A 15524-nucleotide genomic window follows, 5' to 3' on the forward strand; every position below is an offset into this window, starting at 1 on the left:
TTGGTCAGGGGAGAGCATGACGATGATCGTGGGCGTTTTACTTGCAACGACTTTATTGACGAGCGGCACCCATAGCGCCGGGATGAAAGATGAGATGGGTCTGGCGCGTCTTGAAGTGGTGCAAAGCTGGACCCTGCATCATCATCCCGAAGCCGTTTATAGCCCTGAGGGGGGCGGCTATGCCTATATTTCCGACATGGACCGGCTTGAAGAGGGTGAAGCGCGCGCGATGGAACACGCCCTTCACCGCGTCAATCTGGACACCGGCGAGGTGGATTGGAATTGGGCCGAAGCGGGTGTTGAGCGTCCGTTGGGTATTATCGCGTATGGCACCACGCTTTATGTTGTTGAAGGCACGAATTCGATTGCGCTTTATGACATCGACACCGGCGCGCGCCTGAACCGTTATCGCGTTGGTGACATCGTTGAGGGCGAAACGCCGTCCTTCTTCAATGACCTGGCCGTATCGCCCGAGGGGCAGATTTTTGTCACCGATATGCGCCGCTCGCGTATTTATGCGCTTAATGCTGATGGCAGCTATCGTCTCTTGGCTGAAGATCCAGAGCTTTTGCATGCCGTGAATGGCCTGGATTGGTATCAGGGGCGCTTGCTGGCCGTGACCTCACGCGATGAAGGCCGTGTACTGAGCCTGGATCCCATGACCGGAGAGATTACCCAGCTGGCGCAGATCGAGGGTGAAAGCTTTGATGGCATTTACCAAGATGGCCGCGGCGGGGTCTTCATCAGCGCCATTCCCGGTAAGATCTACCATATGAATGACGCGCATGAGATGCGTGTTGTCGAAGATTTCGTCGATCAAAACATTATGGCGAATTCCATCGGCGGTTTTGATCACGGCAATCATCTGCTGGTGCCGCATTATGAGGGCGGCACAGTCACCCATTACGCAGTCAGCTACCGCGAATAGGCTCTGCGCGCGATCTTGTCTTCTGGGCGGGGCGGAGCTAAACCCCCGCCTATGACCCAGCCCATAGCTAAACCCCCCAAGTCCAAAGCCAAACGCCTCAGCCCTGGTCTTAAGAGCGAGCAGGCCGAGGAGCTGTATGCCCGTTTGGCGCAAGTGCGCCCCGATCCGCAGACGGAGCTGGAGTATACCTCGCCCTTCACCCTTTTAGTGGCTGTCGCCCTTTCGGCCCAGGCCACCGATATTGGGGTGAATAAGGCGACGGCGCGTCTATTTCCCGCGGCCGATACACCGGAAAAAATGATCGCGCTGGGTGAAGAGGGCGTGCGCGATTATATCAAAACCATTGGGCTCTATCGCAATAAAGCCAAGAATGTCATCGCGATGAGCGAGATCTTATTGCGTGAGCATGGCGGCGAAGTCCCTAAGGACCGCGCGGCGCTGGAGGCTTTACCCGGCGTGGGGCGCAAAACCGCCAATGTTGTTTTGAACGAAGCCTTTGGTGAGCCGACGATCGCGGTCGATACGCATATCTTTCGGGTGGGTAATCGCACAAAGCTCGCGCCGGGTAAAACCCCCGATGAGGTTGAAGCGCGGTTGGAGCGGATCACCCCGCCTGCCTATAAAAAGGGGGCCCATCATTGGCTGATCTTACACGGTCGCTATGTCTGTAAAGCGCGTAAGCCCGAATGCTGGCATTGCGCCATCGCTGACATCTGCAAGTTCAAGGAAAAAACGCCCGCACCAAAATCCGCAAAAGCTTAGCTCTATTTCTGCGGGGCTTGGACCAGGCCGTTATAATCGAACCCGTCATGCAGGTTCATGATAAGCCGCTCCATACGGGCATGACCGCAGCCATAATAATAGGTGACGCTATGGCTTGTCCCATCGCTACGGCTGACCGTCACGATGGCGCTGGGCATGTCGGTAGGGGCCATGGGGCATTCGCGCCGATTAAAGGGATTGATGTCAGCGGGCAGGGTGAAGAAATCAGCTTCACGAACGGCGTCTTCAACGGCTTGCCATTGGTCCTGGCGCACAGTGCCAACCTTACGGCTTTTAATCTGGGTGTAATCACGCGGCCGGAAATCATAGCTAAGATCAGGTTTTAAGGTGATCGTATAGATCGGGCAGAAGCCAAAACATGGCCCCTGTTCCAGCTGAACCTCTGTAATGTGCGGGGCAGGGGGTGGCGAAGTGTGGGCACAGGCGCTGATCAGCGCGGCGAGGGCGGCCAAAAGACTGAAACTCAAAACGCGCATGATGATGTCTCCCCTGAAGATGCCTCTCAGCGTAGCGCATACTTGTGCGCGGTGGGAGGGGTAAAGCCATGCAGCGCGCGATTAAACTTCGCGCGAAACCTGCGACCATTTGGGCGATGGGCAAAAACGCGACCCTATAATATGTATATAAAATGCATCTTAGGAGATCGCTATGTCGACCATGCCGCAAGGGGCTGAATGCTATGCCAGATCGCCCCAATTCACGCACGAAAATGTCCCCGCTAAGCTGACCGGAGTGCACACCACTAAGGCCGGGGTTTGGGCGCGATTGATCGTAGAGGACGGTGAGATCGTCTACACCTCCATCCGCGATAACTATGCTCTACGCCTTCAACCCGGTGAGCCGCATCTGATTGAGCCTCAGGAAGAGCATTTCGTGGAATTCGCCAAACCTGGAGCCTTCCATTTGGAGTTTTATAAACTGCCCGTGTTGGAAAATCTGGAATGGCTTGAGACAAGCCAGGATGAATAGGGGGCCAAGATGACGAATATCTTTGAAGACTTCGAAACTGGCGTCACGCAAGAGATCATCCAGACCCAGGTTCATACCTTTTATGGCCGAATCCAAGATCATGAGGTGCTGGGCCCGATTTTTAACGCTGTCATTCAGGATCGCTGGCCAGAGCACCTTAACAAAATGTGTGATTTTTGGTCTTCGATTACTTTGGGTTCGCGCCGGTTTGAAGGCAATCCCGCTGTCGCGCACATGCGTCATAAAACAATTCGGCCAGAGCATTTCGTGATGTGGCTCGCCCTATGGGAAGCAACCGCGAAAGAGCTATTTGCCGAGGATATCGCCCAATGCTTTATCCAGCCGGCCCATCGTATGGGGCGTAATCTCAGTCAGATGCTGTTTGCGCAGCCTTGATCGGGTGCGGCGCGCAGCGGATGATTTGACAAATGCGTGCGGGGTCTTTCAATGCGAAAGGTGGACATCGGCCAAAGGATATGAGGCGATATGCGCTTAACCCGTTATACTGATTACGCTCTTCGAGTGTTGATCTATTTGGCCGTCCATGACGAGACCCTGCACACGATCCAGGAATTGGCTGATATTTATGGCGTTTCCAAGAATCACTTGATGAAGATCGTCCATAATTTGTCGAGCGCAAACTATATCGACAGTGTGCGCGGACGCACCGGCGGTATCCGCCTGGCCAAAGCCCCTGAAGAGATCAATTTGGGGATTTTAATCCGTCACACCGAAGACGATTTGGCGATTGTTGAATGCTTCAGCGCGCCGACCAATCATTGTGTTTTGACCCCGCAATGCCATCTGCAAAGCGTGGTGAGTGAAGCGTTAAGTGCGTTTCTGGCGGTTTTTGATCGCTATACCTTGGCGGATCTGGTGGCGAACCGATCCTGTTTGAAATCCCTCTTTTCCCAATTGGGGCTGGACGAGACCGGCCATGTTTATACAAGTCCAAACCACACCTAATCCTGCGGCCTTGCAATTTGTCTTTATGGAGGCTTTGGCCCTGAAAGGCACGCATCGCTATGTGCGCGGCGAAGGGTGCGCGCGCGCGCCTTTTATGGCGCGGGTTTTTGCCCTGGGTGGTGTTGAAGAAGTTCTGCTCAATCGTGAATTCGTCAGTGTGCGTATCGCGGATCCTCACGCGTGGGGCCTGATGAAGATCGAGGTCTTGGGCCTCATCTCAGACTTTATCGAGGACGGCCTTGATTTTGTCTATGAGGATGGCGAGGGCGAGCGTCCAACATCGCATAGCGCCAAGGACGCTGAAATTATTGCCGTCATTGATCATTATGTGCGTCCCGTGGTGGCGCGTGATGGCGGCGACATCGTGTTCAGCGCTTTCGATCCCGTCTCTAGAACGGTGTTCATTGAAATGCGCGGCGCCTGCGGGGGCTGTCCGTCTTCTCAGCTGACCTTGAAGCAAGGCATTGAGCGGATCTTGAAAGAGCAATGCGAAGGTGTTGAGCATGTGCGCGAGGTGGAGAGCGAGGCCTATGACGACGAAGATCGCGGTAAGCCCATCATTGATAAATGGAAAGAGCGCGCACAATCCTCAATCCAGAAAATCCGGCCGCGCTTCTTGCATGCCGGTAAACCCATCGCAAAAGACTAGATAAAAAAGCACCGGTGGCAGGGCCGGTGCTAGGTGTAGGTTGGAGAGTGCCAAGGTTGAACCTTGGCGGTGTTGGGGTTTGTTCGGGGCAAACCCAAAAGTGTTTGAAAAGTGTAGGCCCCAGTCGAGCACAAATGTCCATGGGTCTGACTGGGGCCCTACCCCGCCTTTTCGAGTTAGCGCCAATACTCCATCAGAGCGGTCACTTCCCCGATAGGGCCCCAACGCTCGGCTTCGTCCTGGGACATGCGCCAGTTCAGAAGGGACGGATCACCCTGGCGTGGCGGACGCGGCAAAGACGTTGGGGGTTGGGGGCGGATCCGGGCTGTCGCCCGAAAGGGGGTGTTAGGGGGTGTCATTTTTGGCCCCTTGATGGGCAGGCGCGGTGAAGGGGCGCTCGGCCAAAATGTTGGCGAAGTCGTGATTGCGATCGCGGTGCCCGGCTTCATCGTCTCGTACGGCAATAACCACATCACGAAGGCGCGCGGTTCGTGGTAAATTCCAATAGGCAATGGCCAGATCAGGCGCGGGCAGATTGGGAAGAGCGCCTTTATCAATCTCAGCGAGATATTGGGTATAGCTCCAGACCGCTTCTTCTTCGAAATAGCCCACAATGCGGTGCGCGGTCTTGGGCGCAAACAGATAGATGAAGAAGTAGACATTATAGAAGATGGCCTGCGCGATCATGATCAAAAGGCGCTCAAACAGGTTGGGCTTGGCCACCTCAATGAAAGTCATCAAATGCATGCGCTCGTTTTCGGCTTCATCCAATAATTCGCGGATCCAGCCCTGATCATCGCGGATATGGCGCAGCGCCTTGAGATGCTGCAATAGGCCGCCAACCATGCCGGGTACGGCCGCCACCGTTTCTAAAACCACGGCGCGGTGGCCATAGCGTTTGCGAAAAAACAGATCCGCGATCGTGCGCAGGGATTTCACAAACCCAAAGGCGATCTTATCGCTAAAAGATTTGGGCACGTGATGCTCAACCCGGCGAGGCTTGGGCATAGAAGTAAAGACAGGCTCTTTACGCAGGTCAGCGGTGTTGGCCATTGTCGGACCCTTTCATGGACGATCAATAACATATATTTAAAATACATATTATCGAATTTAAGCGGTCCTTCAAGGTGTGGATTGTCGCACCCTATGGGCTTGATCTAATGAACTTACTGAGGTGTTTCATCCAGACCCGGCAGGGTATTAATCCCAGGCAGAATATCCCCGACTGCGCCGATCAAGATGTCGAGCGGCGCGTAATGGCAATTTTGAACATAGAAGATGCCATAAGTGTCGTCCGGTGTCTCAACCTGGATAGTGAATGTGCGTTCCGTCATGACCAGGCCAGGACAATGCTGGGGGCTATCTATGGAGATGTCTTCCGGCAGGCTCGCAATATTCGCAGCCCCTAAAGCATGGCTTAGACGATCCCATTGCGCTCGTCTGATGTGATCCCTGTCTTCAGTGCGAATGTCAGGGCTGACCCGTACGGTTTCGCGCGTCAGATCCGCATAAATTTCTGTCTGACGGTGATGGCATCCGCGTGGACAGGCATCCACGCTCCAGCTGACCGATTGAATGTCCAGCGCGCTGGGCGCACTCAGCGCCCCTACAAGTAGTAAAGTGCTTAACATCATTGGGTTGACTGCGAAAGTTGAGGGGCAATGGTTTCGATCTGCGCGATGAGGGCATCCATCTGGCTATGGCCGCAAGCTTCAACATAGCTTACCCCATGGCTGACATGGCCTGCGCGTACTTCCAGGGCATAGAAGGGGCCGGAAAAATCAAAGCTGTCACAGCCCTCTGACCCCGGGGCTATCGCGCCCGGAAAGGTGAAAAAATCCGCGGCCGCGATGGCTTGGGTGATCTCATCCCATTCTTCGCGCGTGATGGAAATGCCGATGTCTTCACCGGCAAGGCCGCGATGAACCTCTAAATCGCGTGTCACGACTTTAGGCTCCTGCAGGCAGCCCAGATAGCATTCGCTCGCAGCCCAGATGATCTTTTCGATGTCTTGGGCGCGCGGTGTTGGGGCATCGCTTTGGATCATTAAGGCGGCGCTGAGCGATAGAAGGGCAGTAACAGACATTATATTTCCTATAGAGCTAAGTTCGATTTTGGCTCTTATAGGGGTTGAGGGTGAGTGAGAAAAGTAAATTCTCTTTTCAAACTCACCCTCGTTGTGGCTTAGGCGTTCGTCAGAGCCTCATCGAGAAGGCGGGCTAAGGCGCGCGCAAAAATCACGCCCATGCCGGGGCCTTCTAACGGGTAGAGATAGGGCTCGATCATTTCCAGCTCCATCAAGGCCAGCTCCCCATCCAGACCGCGCGCCAGATCGACGCGGGCATAAAGAATGCTGGAGAGGCCTAAATGGGTGCAGGCCGCATCCAGGGCTTTCTTGGCGACGGCGAGATCGTCCGTTGATGGCTCAATTTTTTCTTCTTGGCCGCCATGTTCGCCTTGAACCCGGTAATCCCCGGCCTTGGGGCGCTTGACCAAAGCGTGTGAGAATTCACCGCCAAAATAAAGATAAGTATATTCACCTTCTGTGGCGATGGCGGGCAGGAAGGGTTGGATCATGCATTGTGCCGGGGGCAGAGCCTCGGGTGCGGGCAGGGCCTCGCCGCGCTTGATTTTGGCTTGACGCCAAGCCCCAGCTCCGACGCGCGGTTTCACCACCAAAGTGTCACTGCCCAGCGTGTTAAAGGCCGCTGAAATCGTCGCTTCATCGGCGTGATCGGCCCATAGGGTCGGTACGGTCTTGACCCCGCGCTCGGCCAGATCTTGTAAATAATATTTATCGAGGTTCCAACGCACCAGTTTTGCCGGGTTGAACACAGGACAATGACGCTCAAAGCGCGCAAGCGTCTCTAAGAACAAGTCCTGCTTTAAAGGATAATCCCAGGTTGGCCCCACGATCATGGCCGCATACTCATCCGGGTTGAGCGCAGGGTCGTCCCACACAACGGCCTTCAGGATAAAGCCTGCCTCTTTACATGGTCCCTCTAGGGCCTCGAATTCACGGGTGAACTCAAGGGCATAATGTCCTGCATCGGGATGGCCGGGGCAAACATTGGAAGAGATCAAAAACGCGATTGTCTGTGTCATTGTAGGAGTCCTGACCGTAAGGCGTAGAAAAAGGCGGTGTGCTTATCAAAACTTGCGTGTTTTTCTTAGTCACGCTAGGGGAGGGCTAACCCTTCTCGTGATTGTATACAAATAGGATATTCATATGAGCGCGACCCGCTTTGACGTCACTGGCGTCGGCAATGCCATCGTCGATGTCTTTGCCCAGGTAGACGACCAATTCTTGACCCAGAACAAGATTGAAAAAGCGGCAATGAATTTGATCGACGAAGATCGTGCGGAAATTCTCTATAATCTGATGCCGTCGGGGCGTGAAATCTCTGGCGGATCTGCGGCGAATACTTTGGCGGGCATCGCCAGCCTGGGCGGGCGCGGCGCTTATATCGGTAAAGTTGCCGATGATCAGCTGGGAAAAATCTTTGCCCATGATATGCGCGCCATTGGTGTTGATTACCAAACGGCAGCGTTGCGCGGCGGGCCTGCCACTGCGCGCTCGCTGATCATGATTACGCCGGACGCTCAACGCTCCATGAATACCTTCTTGGGTGCCTCGGTGATGTTTGATGAGATTGATGTCGATGTGGAGCGGATCCAGGCCGCGACCGTCACCTATCTTGAAGGCTATCTTTTTGACCGTGAAGAAGCCAAGGCGGCTTTCGTCAAAGCCTCAGAAGCGGCGAAGGCCGCCGGGCGTAAAGTGTCTTTGACCCTATCAGACACATTTTGCGTGGATCGTCACCGCACATCCTTCCTGCAATTGGTCAAAAACCATATTGATCTTTTGTTCGCCAATGAAGCAGAGCTGATGGCGCTTTATGAAACGGATGATTTTGATACGGCCTTAGAAAAAGTGCGCGCCGATACCCAGGTTGCGGCGGTGACCAGATCTGAAAAAGGGGCCGTTGTTATCTCCAAAGATGAGACGGTCGTGACACCGGCAGCGCCAGTTTCTGCAGTTCTTGACACAACCGGTGCAGGTGATCTTTTCGCTTCCGGCTTCCTTTTGGGCTATGCGCGCGGGGCGTCATGGGACATTTGCGCGCGTTTGGGCGCAGTTGCGGCGGCTGAGATCATTTCTCATATTGGTGCGCGCCCGGAGCAATCCCTTGAAAAGCTTGCTCATTCGGCCGGGATTGAATGGTCTGATCAGGCCTAAATCCTTTTCTTAAGGCTTCTTCATTGGTCTTATGGGGCGATTTACTAAACGTTAGAAGGCATTAACGGGATCTCTCTTCGGCTTTAACGTGATTTTTAGCTCATTTGGTCATACTCGGGTCTAATAGCGCACCAGAAGATGTGCGTGCAGACCTTGGTGGGGGCCGAATGGCGCCGATACAACATGCCGTTTCACGTGTGATGCGTTCGCTCGTGATGAAATTTACCTTGCTGTGCGCGGGCGTCTTGATTGCCGCGATCGCACTGCTGACCGGTATCGATTATCAAACGACCTCTGTTGAGAACCGGCGACGGTCCCTGGAGCATTCAGAGCTTATTGCTCACTTGCTCGCGGGCGATACCGCCGCCTATCTGGCGCGGGGCAATGTCGAAGAGGTCTCACGGCGTATCGACAGCTTTGTCAGCCGCGATGATGTGGAGGGGATCTATATCGTGGATCCTCTGCGCTCGGTCATTACCAAGGCGGGCGAGACGGAGTTTGCTGATAGTGCGCGTGCGGCCGATCCTCTGGTGATCATGGCGCTGGGTGCCGCCGAAGCGCGTATTGAAGTGCGTGAGAATATCATCCGCGTCGCCAAGCCGATTTTTTATGATGGGCGCATCATTGGCGCGGTGGTGGTCAATGTGCCGACCTCAGCGGTGACCCGTCCGGCGGGCGAATTACTGCGCCGCCAATTGATGATTGCGATCGCGGCGCTGGCCATTTTCTTGCCACTGGCGGCCTTTGCTGTGCGAAAATCTCTGGGGCCTGTTCGCAAATTGACGGAGGCGGCGCGCTTGGCCTCCTCTCGCAAGCTGGATCTGCGCATTGATGTAAATACGGGCGATGAGCTGGAAGTGCTGGCCAATGCCTTTAACCGCATGTTCGCGCGTCTGGATGCTTCGGTGAAGCGCATCCATCGCCTGGCCTATGTCGATATGGTGACGGAACTGCCGAACCGCGAGCGTTTCCGTAAGGAATTAGAGCATGTGACCCGGCGTGCCGTGGAAGAAGATGATGAAGGCGCGGTGCTCTTCCTCGATCTTGACCGGTTTAAGCGCGTCAATGACTCCCTGGGGATCGGCGAAGGTGACCGCTTATTGGAGGCTGTGGCGCGTCGTCTGCGCGAAGCCGCGCGCGGCTGGGACTTGTCACATGGCGGTGAAGGCGGCGAGCCTTCTATGGTGGCGCGTCTGGGTGGGGATGAGTTCACCTTGCTGCTGCCTCGCCTGCGTGATCCCTCGGATGCGGCCCGTGTGGCGCGCCGGATTGTCGATGCAATCCGCCGTCCGTTTGAAATTTCTGGCCACCAAGTCTTCCTGGGCGTGTCTGTTGGGGTCGCGATTTTCCCTAAAGATGGCGCGGATCCAGAGACTTTATTGCGTCATGCTGACCTGGCGATGGCTGCAGCCAAGCGCAATGGCGGCAATTCCTATGAATTCTTCGAAGCGTCGATGAACCAAGGGGCTTTCGAGCGTCTGGTTCTGGAAAACGAGCTGCGTGAAGCCGTCAAAGATGACCAGCTGGTGGTCTATTATCAGCCGAAAATCCGTATGGCGGATGGCAGCCTGGCCGGGTCTGAGGCGCTGGTGCGCTGGCGCCACCCCTCTGCCGGCTTGTTATCGCCGGGGGCCTTTATTCAGGCGGCTGAAGAATGCGGCTTGATCGGTGATATTGGCGATGTGGTTTTGCGTAAAGCCTGTCACGAGATTGCGGGACTGCGCGAGTTGGGTATCGAAATCCCGGTCGCGGTCAATGTCTCCGCCATGCAGTTTGAGCGCGAAGGCTTTGCAGACAGTGTTCTGGAAGCCCTGGAAGATGCCAAATTGCCGCCGCACCTGCTGGAATTGGAACTGACTGAGTCTGTTGCCATGCGCGATCCAGAGCGGGTGCTCAATTCTATCGAGCCTTTGCAGGCGCGTGGGGTCAGCTTTGCGATCGATGATTTCGGCACCGGTCACTCCTCGCTTTCCTATCTGACGCGGATGCCCTTCGATGTCTTCAAGATCGATCAGAGCTTTGTGCGCGACATGTCGGATGATCCTCATGCGCGCATCGTGGTCGAGACGATTTTGGCGATGGCCAAGGCCTTGAAGCTGAAAACCGTGGCCGAAGGCGTGGAAACGACCGAGCAGCTGGCCTTCTTGAAGGCGCAAGGCGCGACCTTGGCCCAGGGCTATCTCTTTGGCCGTCCGATGCCTCTGGAAGATCTGATGCGCTTTGCGCAACCGGTCTCTGATGAAGCCGCGGCGCGTGCCGCTGCGGCGGGTATCTAATCGTCCCCGATTAAGATTTACGATGCGAACAAAGCCTGCCTCTTTCGAGGCAGGCTTTTGTTTTTTATGTCCCCTCAGGCGAAAAACCATCTCACCGCCTCATCTGGCGCTAGCTAAGTGTTAACGAAAAGTGCTAAGCTGAAACTTGGTGGGACATTTTAACGCAAACCTAGCGTGGGGAAGGGGGATGCGATGACGAATACCCTATTCGCAATTATTCTTTTAGGCTGTCTGGGCTTGGCCATGGGGCTGATCCTGGCCCGTAAAGCGCCCTTCCAATGGTTGGGGCGCCTGTTCAAGCTGATCACTTTCCCTATTCGCTATTGTCTGCGTCTGATTGGCATTATTCCCAAAGCCGGGCGTCGCCAGATGGGCGATCTCGGCCCGAGTGCCTTGGCCGTGACCGAGCGCGCCTTTCGCGAGGATACCGATCTTGAAAAAGCCCTGGGCCCGCAAGCCGATTATGAGCATGAGCGCAGCTTTATCAGCCAATATGGCTTCTTGTTTCGCTGGGTGAATATCCGCGTGGGCTTTATGCGCGTGCCTGAAGAACTGAGCGATGAGGTGGCAGAGGCCTATAATCGCCAAGGTCAGGCCTTTATGACCCATAAGGTGGACATCACCGCCAACCCGTCCTCGCTCTATGAAGACGCTGAAGCTGCGGTCATCGTTGACATGTTTAAAGAAGCCGATAGCGGGGTCTTCTTCCTGATCAACGAAATGCGCAAGATGATGAATGCCAATGTCCGTAAGCTGACGGTTTGGTTTTCGGCCATTCTTTCGGCGACCCTGGTGATCAATATCATGTATAATGATGGTCATTCGCTGGATATTTATGGGGCTTTACAAGGCGTTGAAGCGCTGCCGATTTCCCAGCACGCGTTTAACTCGGTGATTTTTGCCCTGGCTTCAACCCTGCTGGCGGCCTTGATCATGTGGATCTTATTCTTCGTTGAATATTCGCCCTATCAGCGCAGTAATGCGCGCGAGCTGTCCAATTTCCTGACGCGTTATCTCGCGCGCTTGAACGATCATTATCGTACCGCAGCCGGTAAAGCCAAGTCTGTGACCGTGGGGCAGGAACGCGATGTTCACGTGATCGCGCGCAATGCCCAGCTGTGGCATACCAATATCATCTGGATCGGGATGCGGGTTTTCTTCATTGAAAGCTTTGTGCGTAACGGCATTTATCAGATCCGGCGCAACTCATCTTATTATTTGCTTTTGGTGCCTTTGGCCTTCTTATGCATGGTGTTTGGGGCCTCGGGCCTTCTCTCCAGCTTTACCGATTTTGACCTGACCACGCGCCTGGTCGACCTGGGATGGGTCTTTGCGCTGCTTTTCATCCTGCTTATCGTCATTTATGGTCTGTTCTTGAAAAACTCCATGAGCTGTATGGAGGAAATCGATCAGGGCGAATGGATCAGTTATCACTCGATGCAATTGAACGCCGTTCTGGGCGAAGTTGTGGGTAAATACGCTGAAGATGTCGGGTATTGGAAAAACCGCGTTGGCGGCGGGATGTAGAGGCGTTTTTCACGCGTGAGTGTCACTATTCGTACCGCCCGCGAGGGCGATTATAATGAGATTGATCAGCTATTACGCGCGGCCTTTCCTGGTCCGCAAGAGGCGCAGATCGTGCGTATTCTTCGCGCCGCCGATGCCGATAGTCTGGAGCTGGTCGGCGCTCACGCCCATGGCGATCATGAGCATGTGCTCGCCCATATCCTGTTTTCGCCGGTGACGGCCAAGACCGCGGCGGGTGTGGAATTGTTTGGTCTGGGGCTAGGGCCTTTGGCGGTTGATGGCAGCGTACGCCGCCAAGGTTTGGGCGCGGCGATGGTCGCGGCCGGGCTGGAACATTTGAAATGGCTGCCCGTGCCCTTTGTCGTCGTCCTGGGGAGCCCGAAATATTACGCTCAGTTCGGTTTTGTCCCAGCCTCCGCGCGCGGCTGGCGCTGGGACAAAGATCGCGGCGATGATCCAGACCTGACGGCGGCGTTTCAGGTTCTGATCCGCGATGAAGATCGCTGCCCCCTGGGCTCTCATGATGCGCCGGTTACGCTGAGCTATCATCCCGCTTTTGATATGGCAGAATAAAATAAACCCCGAAGCCAGTTCTGGCTTCGGGGTTTATTGATTGATATGTCAGTTTTAACGTGTAGACGGCTGGCGGACCCGCGGTCCTAAATTTTCCACGACTGATCGCGCATCATAGGCGTTGGGATCATTGGGTTTGGCCCCATGGCCCATCACGATCTCGCCAAAGGCTTCATAACGGCTGATCTCGCGCATATTGATGTCATCCCAGAACGGGTCGCGCCAGCCATACCAGCCATAGGCGGGATGGTAATAGCGATAATGCATGCCGTAATGGCTGTCATAGGCATTCCCGCGATAGCGCGTTTCCTCATCCGTATCGCGATTGACGACATGGAAGAAATCATAGCCCTGGGTCAGGGTGAGCTCCGCCGCGCGATAGAGGAGGAAGGTTTCCACCGTTTCGCGATCGGTCAGGGAATTGCCCGCAAAGCGCACTTGATAGCGATCGCCTTCGATGCGTTGCTCGCTATAGCCATAGCGGCTGGTGTCGGAGATGGCCTGATAGGGGGTGGAGTTCGCCGAACAGGCGCTTAAGGTCAGCCCCATCGCGGCTAATCCCAAAAACGCATATTTTCCAAAAACCGAGTATTTCATCGTGAACCCTCCTTCGTTTTGGCCCGTTAACCTGATACTATGGTATTAACCCCGTCTCGGACAAGGCCATATAGGTTGCTCATGATCTTTATATAGGGTGATTTCGGGATAAATTAAGGCTTGGCGAAATGGGGGCGTTTGGGCCATAGCCTATGGGGATGAACGAGAAGAGGGGTCGGGCATGTCAGGTGATGGTATCTATCGCGCGGTTGGGATCGCTGTTGTTGTGGTGGTCGTTATCATCGCGGGCGCGCTGATCTGGGTGTTAGGTCAAAACCGTACCGCTTCGGTGGATCGCCCTGAACGCCCCAGCCTCTCGCAATTGGATGATACCCCGCGCGGTTTGGACCCGGAAAACCCCTCAGGGCGTTTTGCTGATACCCCGGCGCAAACCGGCCAAGCGGTAAGCGCGCCCGAGCAGGACGGCCCGCGCTGGATCACCCGTGATGAGCCTTCCGCTCAACCCTCCTCTGGCGGTGCGATCTTCGCCGATCAAGCACCCGCTGCGCCCTCTCAGGCCGGTTCAGACAAGGGTGAGGGCTTTGATCTTGATACCCCGCGCGAGCGTTTGGAGTATTTCTGCTATGAGCGCCTGCGCGAAACGCGCGATCATTGCACCTGTCTGTATCTCAACGCGCAATATTGGTTTGAGCGTGATGAGCTGGATTTCTTCTCACGCTTTGATGATGCGGCGAGCCCCGCGACCAGCCTTCGCGCCAGCGGTTTTGATCTTGCGGACCTGCCGCAGCTATCGGGCAAGATTTTGCTGTTTGAGCGGCGCCTGCCCGAGGCTTGCGGCTTTTCCTTGGCGCGCTAGCGATTAATTGAGCCGTCCGAGGAAGGCAATATCGCGCCATTGGCTGGGGGCAATCCGGTCTTGATGGGCCAGATTGACCGAGTGGATCACGGCAATAATTTCGCGCCGCCAGAAATCCAGAAATCGCGACATGCGCGGGAATTTCGGCGCTAAATCATAGGCCTGCCACATAAAGCTTTGTAACAGCGATGGATGGTCGGGCAGATAATATAAAATCTCGCAGGTCGTCAGGCGATACCCCTTTAATTGCAGGGCCATATCGCTGTCTTGATCCTGGGCTGGGCTGTAGGCAAAGTCCTTTGCGTCCATTTTTATCTCCGTCTCAACATAAAAGGCTTGACCTTTTTGTGGGTAAGAGGATAAGTCTGGCGCTTAATTTGTAAATAAATTCTGTATGTTAGCAGTATGCGCGGCCTGCTGCTGCCAATGGTCTTAGAGCTTGGGCCCTCGCACTGCAGTAGGGATAAAGTCCCATAGCTGTCATTCCGGCTCTCACTGACCTTCGTCCGCGATGGCTGGTATTGACTTAAGGCTTCGCAGCAGTGCGAAGAGAGATTGTGAACTATGGGTCCCGGCTCAAGGCCGGGAACCGGGTTGGCGTTTATCTCAAACGCGGCCCCGGACTTGATCCGGGGTCCATCGACCCTAAAGGGGTCGCAAGCGCGAACGCGCGCCCGCAGCGTCAGCGAGGAATAAAAAAACCTGTCATCCCGGCCTTGAGCCGGGATCCATTGTGTTTCATGGCAAGGGTTTTAGATCCCGGACCTCACTGACACTTGTCCGCGATGGCTGGTATTGACTTAAGGCTTCGCAGCAGTGCGAAGAGAGATTGTGAACTATGGGTCCCGGCTCAAGGCCGGGAACCGGGTTGGCGTGTTATCTATAACGCGGCCCCGGACTTGATCCGAGGTCCAAAACTGCCCCCTCCGGTCCTACGGACCACCTCCCCCGCTTTGCAGGGGAGGATAAGTCTAACACCTGTCTCCCCAAACTCGATTTGGGGTCCATGCCGGACGGGTTGAGCTTGGTTCTGGTCGATCAGAATGTGAGGCCCGCTCACGGCATGGATGCCAGATCAAGTCTGGCAGGACAAGGTCGGCGCGAAGGGTCGCAAGGACGACCGTCCGCCCGCAGCGTCAGTGAGGAATAAAAAACCTGTTATCCCGGACTTGATTCGCGATGACACACCACAGCCTTTA

General features: G+C 55.2%; 19 protein-coding genes. 11 read left to right on the plus strand and 8 right to left on the minus strand.

Translation table 11 applies throughout. From position 1 onward, the window contains the following. The first annotated feature begins 16 nt into the window (after positions 1 to 16). Both H151_RS0105755 and nth read left to right on the plus strand, forming a co-directional pair. Positions 17 to 928 carry an SMP-30/gluconolactonase/LRE family protein gene (locus H151_RS0105755; protein WP_019960696.1) on the plus strand — a complete coding sequence of 304 codons (912 nt, stop codon included), beginning with the start codon at positions 17 to 19 and terminating at the stop codon, positions 926 to 928. Between the two features lie 51 nt (positions 929 to 979). Then, entirely contained in the window at positions 980 to 1690 is a 711-nt protein-coding gene (gene nth, locus H151_RS0105760; protein WP_019960697.1) for an endonuclease III, read from the plus strand. 2 nt (positions 1691 to 1692) lie between these two features. Here nth and H151_RS0105765 read toward each other — a convergent pair whose 3' ends face one another. Then, positions 1693 to 2187 carry a DUF6438 domain-containing protein gene (locus H151_RS0105765; protein WP_019960698.1) on the minus strand — a complete coding sequence of 165 codons (495 nt, stop codon included), beginning with the start codon at positions 2185 to 2187 and terminating at the stop codon, positions 1693 to 1695. Positions 2188 to 2359: 172 nt separating this feature from the next. Between H151_RS0105765 and H151_RS15580 the strand changes: the two genes are divergently transcribed. The 4 genes from H151_RS15580 to H151_RS15585 all read left to right on the plus strand — a co-directional run bounded on the left by H151_RS15580 (position 2360) and on the right by H151_RS15585 (position 4295). Continuing rightward, a complete protein-coding gene (locus H151_RS15580) occupies positions 2360 to 2680 on the plus strand; it encodes a DUF1971 domain-containing protein (RefSeq protein WP_019960699.1) in 321 nt (106 codons plus the stop codon). Positions 2681 to 2689: 9 nt separating this feature from the next. After that, a complete protein-coding gene (locus H151_RS0105775; protein ID WP_019960700.1) occupies positions 2690 to 3076 on the plus strand; it encodes a group III truncated hemoglobin in 387 nt (128 codons plus the stop codon). A gap of 90 nt (positions 3077 to 3166) precedes the next feature. Further along, positions 3167 to 3646 (plus strand): RrF2 family transcriptional regulator, encoded by a 480-nt coding sequence (locus H151_RS0105780; RefSeq protein ID WP_019960701.1) that lies wholly within the window; start codon positions 3167 to 3169, stop codon positions 3644 to 3646. Continuing rightward, positions 3618 to 4295, plus strand: a complete 678-nt coding sequence (locus H151_RS15585) for a NifU family protein (RefSeq protein WP_019960702.1) — start codon at positions 3618 to 3620, stop codon at positions 4293 to 4295. The genes H151_RS0105780 and H151_RS15585 overlap by 29 nt, the downstream gene beginning before the upstream one ends. A gap of 176 nt (positions 4296 to 4471) precedes the next feature. Here H151_RS15585 and H151_RS17505 read toward each other — a convergent pair whose 3' ends face one another. From H151_RS17505 to H151_RS0105805, 5 genes are all read right to left on the minus strand, one after another. After that, positions 4472 to 4654 (minus strand): hypothetical protein, encoded by a 183-nt coding sequence (locus H151_RS17505; RefSeq protein ID WP_156823401.1) that lies wholly within the window; start codon positions 4652 to 4654, stop codon positions 4472 to 4474. Further along, the gene (locus tag H151_RS0105790) at positions 4641 to 5303 is read right to left on the minus strand and encodes an alternative oxidase (RefSeq protein ID WP_051088960.1); all 663 of its coding nucleotides are present in this window, start codon (positions 5301 to 5303) and stop codon (positions 4641 to 4643) included. The genes H151_RS17505 and H151_RS0105790 overlap by 14 nt, the downstream gene beginning before the upstream one ends. A 158-nt stretch (positions 5304 to 5461) precedes the next feature. Next, on the minus strand, positions 5462 to 5929 hold the full coding sequence (locus H151_RS0105795; RefSeq protein WP_019960704.1) for a hypothetical protein: 468 nt from the start codon (positions 5927 to 5929) through the stop codon (positions 5462 to 5464). After that, positions 5926 to 6381, minus strand: a complete 456-nt coding sequence (locus H151_RS0105800) for a hypothetical protein (RefSeq protein WP_019960705.1) — start codon at positions 6379 to 6381, stop codon at positions 5926 to 5928. Before H151_RS0105800 ends, H151_RS0105795 begins: the two co-directional genes overlap by 4 nt. 98 nt (positions 6382 to 6479) lie before the next feature. Next, complete coding sequence (locus tag H151_RS0105805; protein ID WP_019960706.1) at positions 6480 to 7400, minus strand: ATP-grasp domain-containing protein; 921 nt, start codon at positions 7398 to 7400, stop codon at positions 6480 to 6482. Positions 7401 to 7524: 124 nt separating this feature from the next. Between H151_RS0105805 and H151_RS0105810 the strand changes: the two genes are divergently transcribed. The 4 genes from H151_RS0105810 to H151_RS15590 all read left to right on the plus strand — a co-directional run bounded on the left by H151_RS0105810 (position 7525) and on the right by H151_RS15590 (position 12911). Next, the gene (locus H151_RS0105810; protein ID WP_019960707.1) at positions 7525 to 8535 is read left to right on the plus strand and encodes an adenosine kinase; all 1011 of its coding nucleotides are present in this window, start codon (positions 7525 to 7527) and stop codon (positions 8533 to 8535) included. Positions 8536 to 8702: 167 nt separating this feature from the next. Then, positions 8703 to 10811 carry a putative bifunctional diguanylate cyclase/phosphodiesterase gene (locus H151_RS0105815; protein ID WP_019960708.1) on the plus strand — a complete coding sequence of 703 codons (2109 nt, stop codon included), beginning with the start codon at positions 8703 to 8705 and terminating at the stop codon, positions 10809 to 10811. 192 nt (positions 10812 to 11003) lie between these two features. Beyond that, complete coding sequence (locus H151_RS0105820; protein ID WP_019960709.1) at positions 11004 to 12338, plus strand: hypothetical protein; 1335 nt, start codon at positions 11004 to 11006, stop codon at positions 12336 to 12338. A 15-nt stretch (positions 12339 to 12353) separates the two neighbouring features. After that, a complete protein-coding gene (locus H151_RS15590; protein ID WP_019960710.1) occupies positions 12354 to 12911 on the plus strand; it encodes a GNAT family N-acetyltransferase in 558 nt (185 codons plus the stop codon). 54 nt (positions 12912 to 12965) lie between these two features. On the opposite strand, the gene H151_RS0105830 is transcribed toward H151_RS15590, so the two are convergent. Continuing rightward, positions 12966 to 13508 (minus strand): CC0125/CC1285 family lipoprotein, encoded by a 543-nt coding sequence (locus H151_RS0105830; RefSeq protein WP_019960711.1) that lies wholly within the window; start codon positions 13506 to 13508, stop codon positions 12966 to 12968. Positions 13509 to 13689: 181 nt separating this feature from the next. Between H151_RS0105830 and H151_RS0105835 the strand changes: the two genes are divergently transcribed. Then, entirely contained in the window at positions 13690 to 14325 is a 636-nt protein-coding gene (locus H151_RS0105835) for a hypothetical protein (RefSeq protein ID WP_019960712.1), read from the plus strand. 3 nt (positions 14326 to 14328) lie between these two features. On the opposite strand, the gene H151_RS0105840 is transcribed toward H151_RS0105835, so the two are convergent. Beyond that, positions 14329 to 14634, minus strand: coding sequence for an usg protein (locus H151_RS0105840; protein ID WP_019960713.1), 306 nt, complete (start codon positions 14632 to 14634; stop codon positions 14329 to 14331). Positions 14635 to 15524 lie beyond the last annotated feature (890 nt).

Source organism: Woodsholea maritima DSM 17123, assembly GCF_000382325.1.
Lineage (GTDB): Bacteria > Pseudomonadota > Alphaproteobacteria > Caulobacterales > Maricaulaceae > Woodsholea > Woodsholea maritima.

Coding starts and splice junctions, on each gene's coding strand:
- H151_RS0105755 (WP_019960696.1), top strand. CDS start 17: ATGACGATGATCGTGGGCGTTTTACTTGCAACGACTTTATTGACGAGC.
- nth (WP_019960697.1), top strand. CDS start 980: ATGACCCAGCCCATAGCTAAACCCCCCAAGTCCAAAGCCAAACGCCTC.
- H151_RS0105765 (WP_019960698.1), bottom strand. CDS start 2,187: ATGCGCGTTTTGAGTTTCAGTCTTTTGGCCGCCCTCGCCGCGCTGATC.
- H151_RS15580 (WP_019960699.1), top strand. CDS start 2,360: ATGTCGACCATGCCGCAAGGGGCTGAATGCTATGCCAGATCGCCCCAA.
- H151_RS0105775 (WP_019960700.1), top strand. CDS start 2,690: ATGACGAATATCTTTGAAGACTTCGAAACTGGCGTCACGCAAGAGATC.
- H151_RS0105780 (WP_019960701.1), top strand. CDS start 3,167: ATGCGCTTAACCCGTTATACTGATTACGCTCTTCGAGTGTTGATCTAT.
- H151_RS15585 (WP_019960702.1), top strand. CDS start 3,618: ATGTTTATACAAGTCCAAACCACACCTAATCCTGCGGCCTTGCAATTT.
- H151_RS17505 (WP_156823401.1), bottom strand. CDS start 4,654: ATGACACCCCCTAACACCCCCTTTCGGGCGACAGCCCGGATCCGCCCC.
- H151_RS0105790 (WP_051088960.1), bottom strand. CDS start 5,303: ATGCCCAAGCCTCGCCGGGTTGAGCATCACGTGCCCAAATCTTTTAGC.
- H151_RS0105795 (WP_019960704.1), bottom strand. CDS start 5,929: ATGATGTTAAGCACTTTACTACTTGTAGGGGCGCTGAGTGCGCCCAGC.
- H151_RS0105800 (WP_019960705.1), bottom strand. CDS start 6,381: ATGTCTGTTACTGCCCTTCTATCGCTCAGCGCCGCCTTAATGATCCAA.
- H151_RS0105805 (WP_019960706.1), bottom strand. CDS start 7,400: ATGACACAGACAATCGCGTTTTTGATCTCTTCCAATGTTTGCCCCGGC.
- H151_RS0105810 (WP_019960707.1), top strand. CDS start 7,525: ATGAGCGCGACCCGCTTTGACGTCACTGGCGTCGGCAATGCCATCGTC.
- H151_RS0105815 (WP_019960708.1), top strand. CDS start 8,703: ATGGCGCCGATACAACATGCCGTTTCACGTGTGATGCGTTCGCTCGTG.
- H151_RS0105820 (WP_019960709.1), top strand. CDS start 11,004: ATGACGAATACCCTATTCGCAATTATTCTTTTAGGCTGTCTGGGCTTG.
- H151_RS0105830 (WP_019960711.1), bottom strand. CDS start 13,508: ATGAAATACTCGGTTTTTGGAAAATATGCGTTTTTGGGATTAGCCGCG.
- H151_RS0105835 (WP_019960712.1), top strand. CDS start 13,690: ATGTCAGGTGATGGTATCTATCGCGCGGTTGGGATCGCTGTTGTTGTG.
- H151_RS0105840 (WP_019960713.1), bottom strand. CDS start 14,634: ATGGACGCAAAGGACTTTGCCTACAGCCCAGCCCAGGATCAAGACAGC.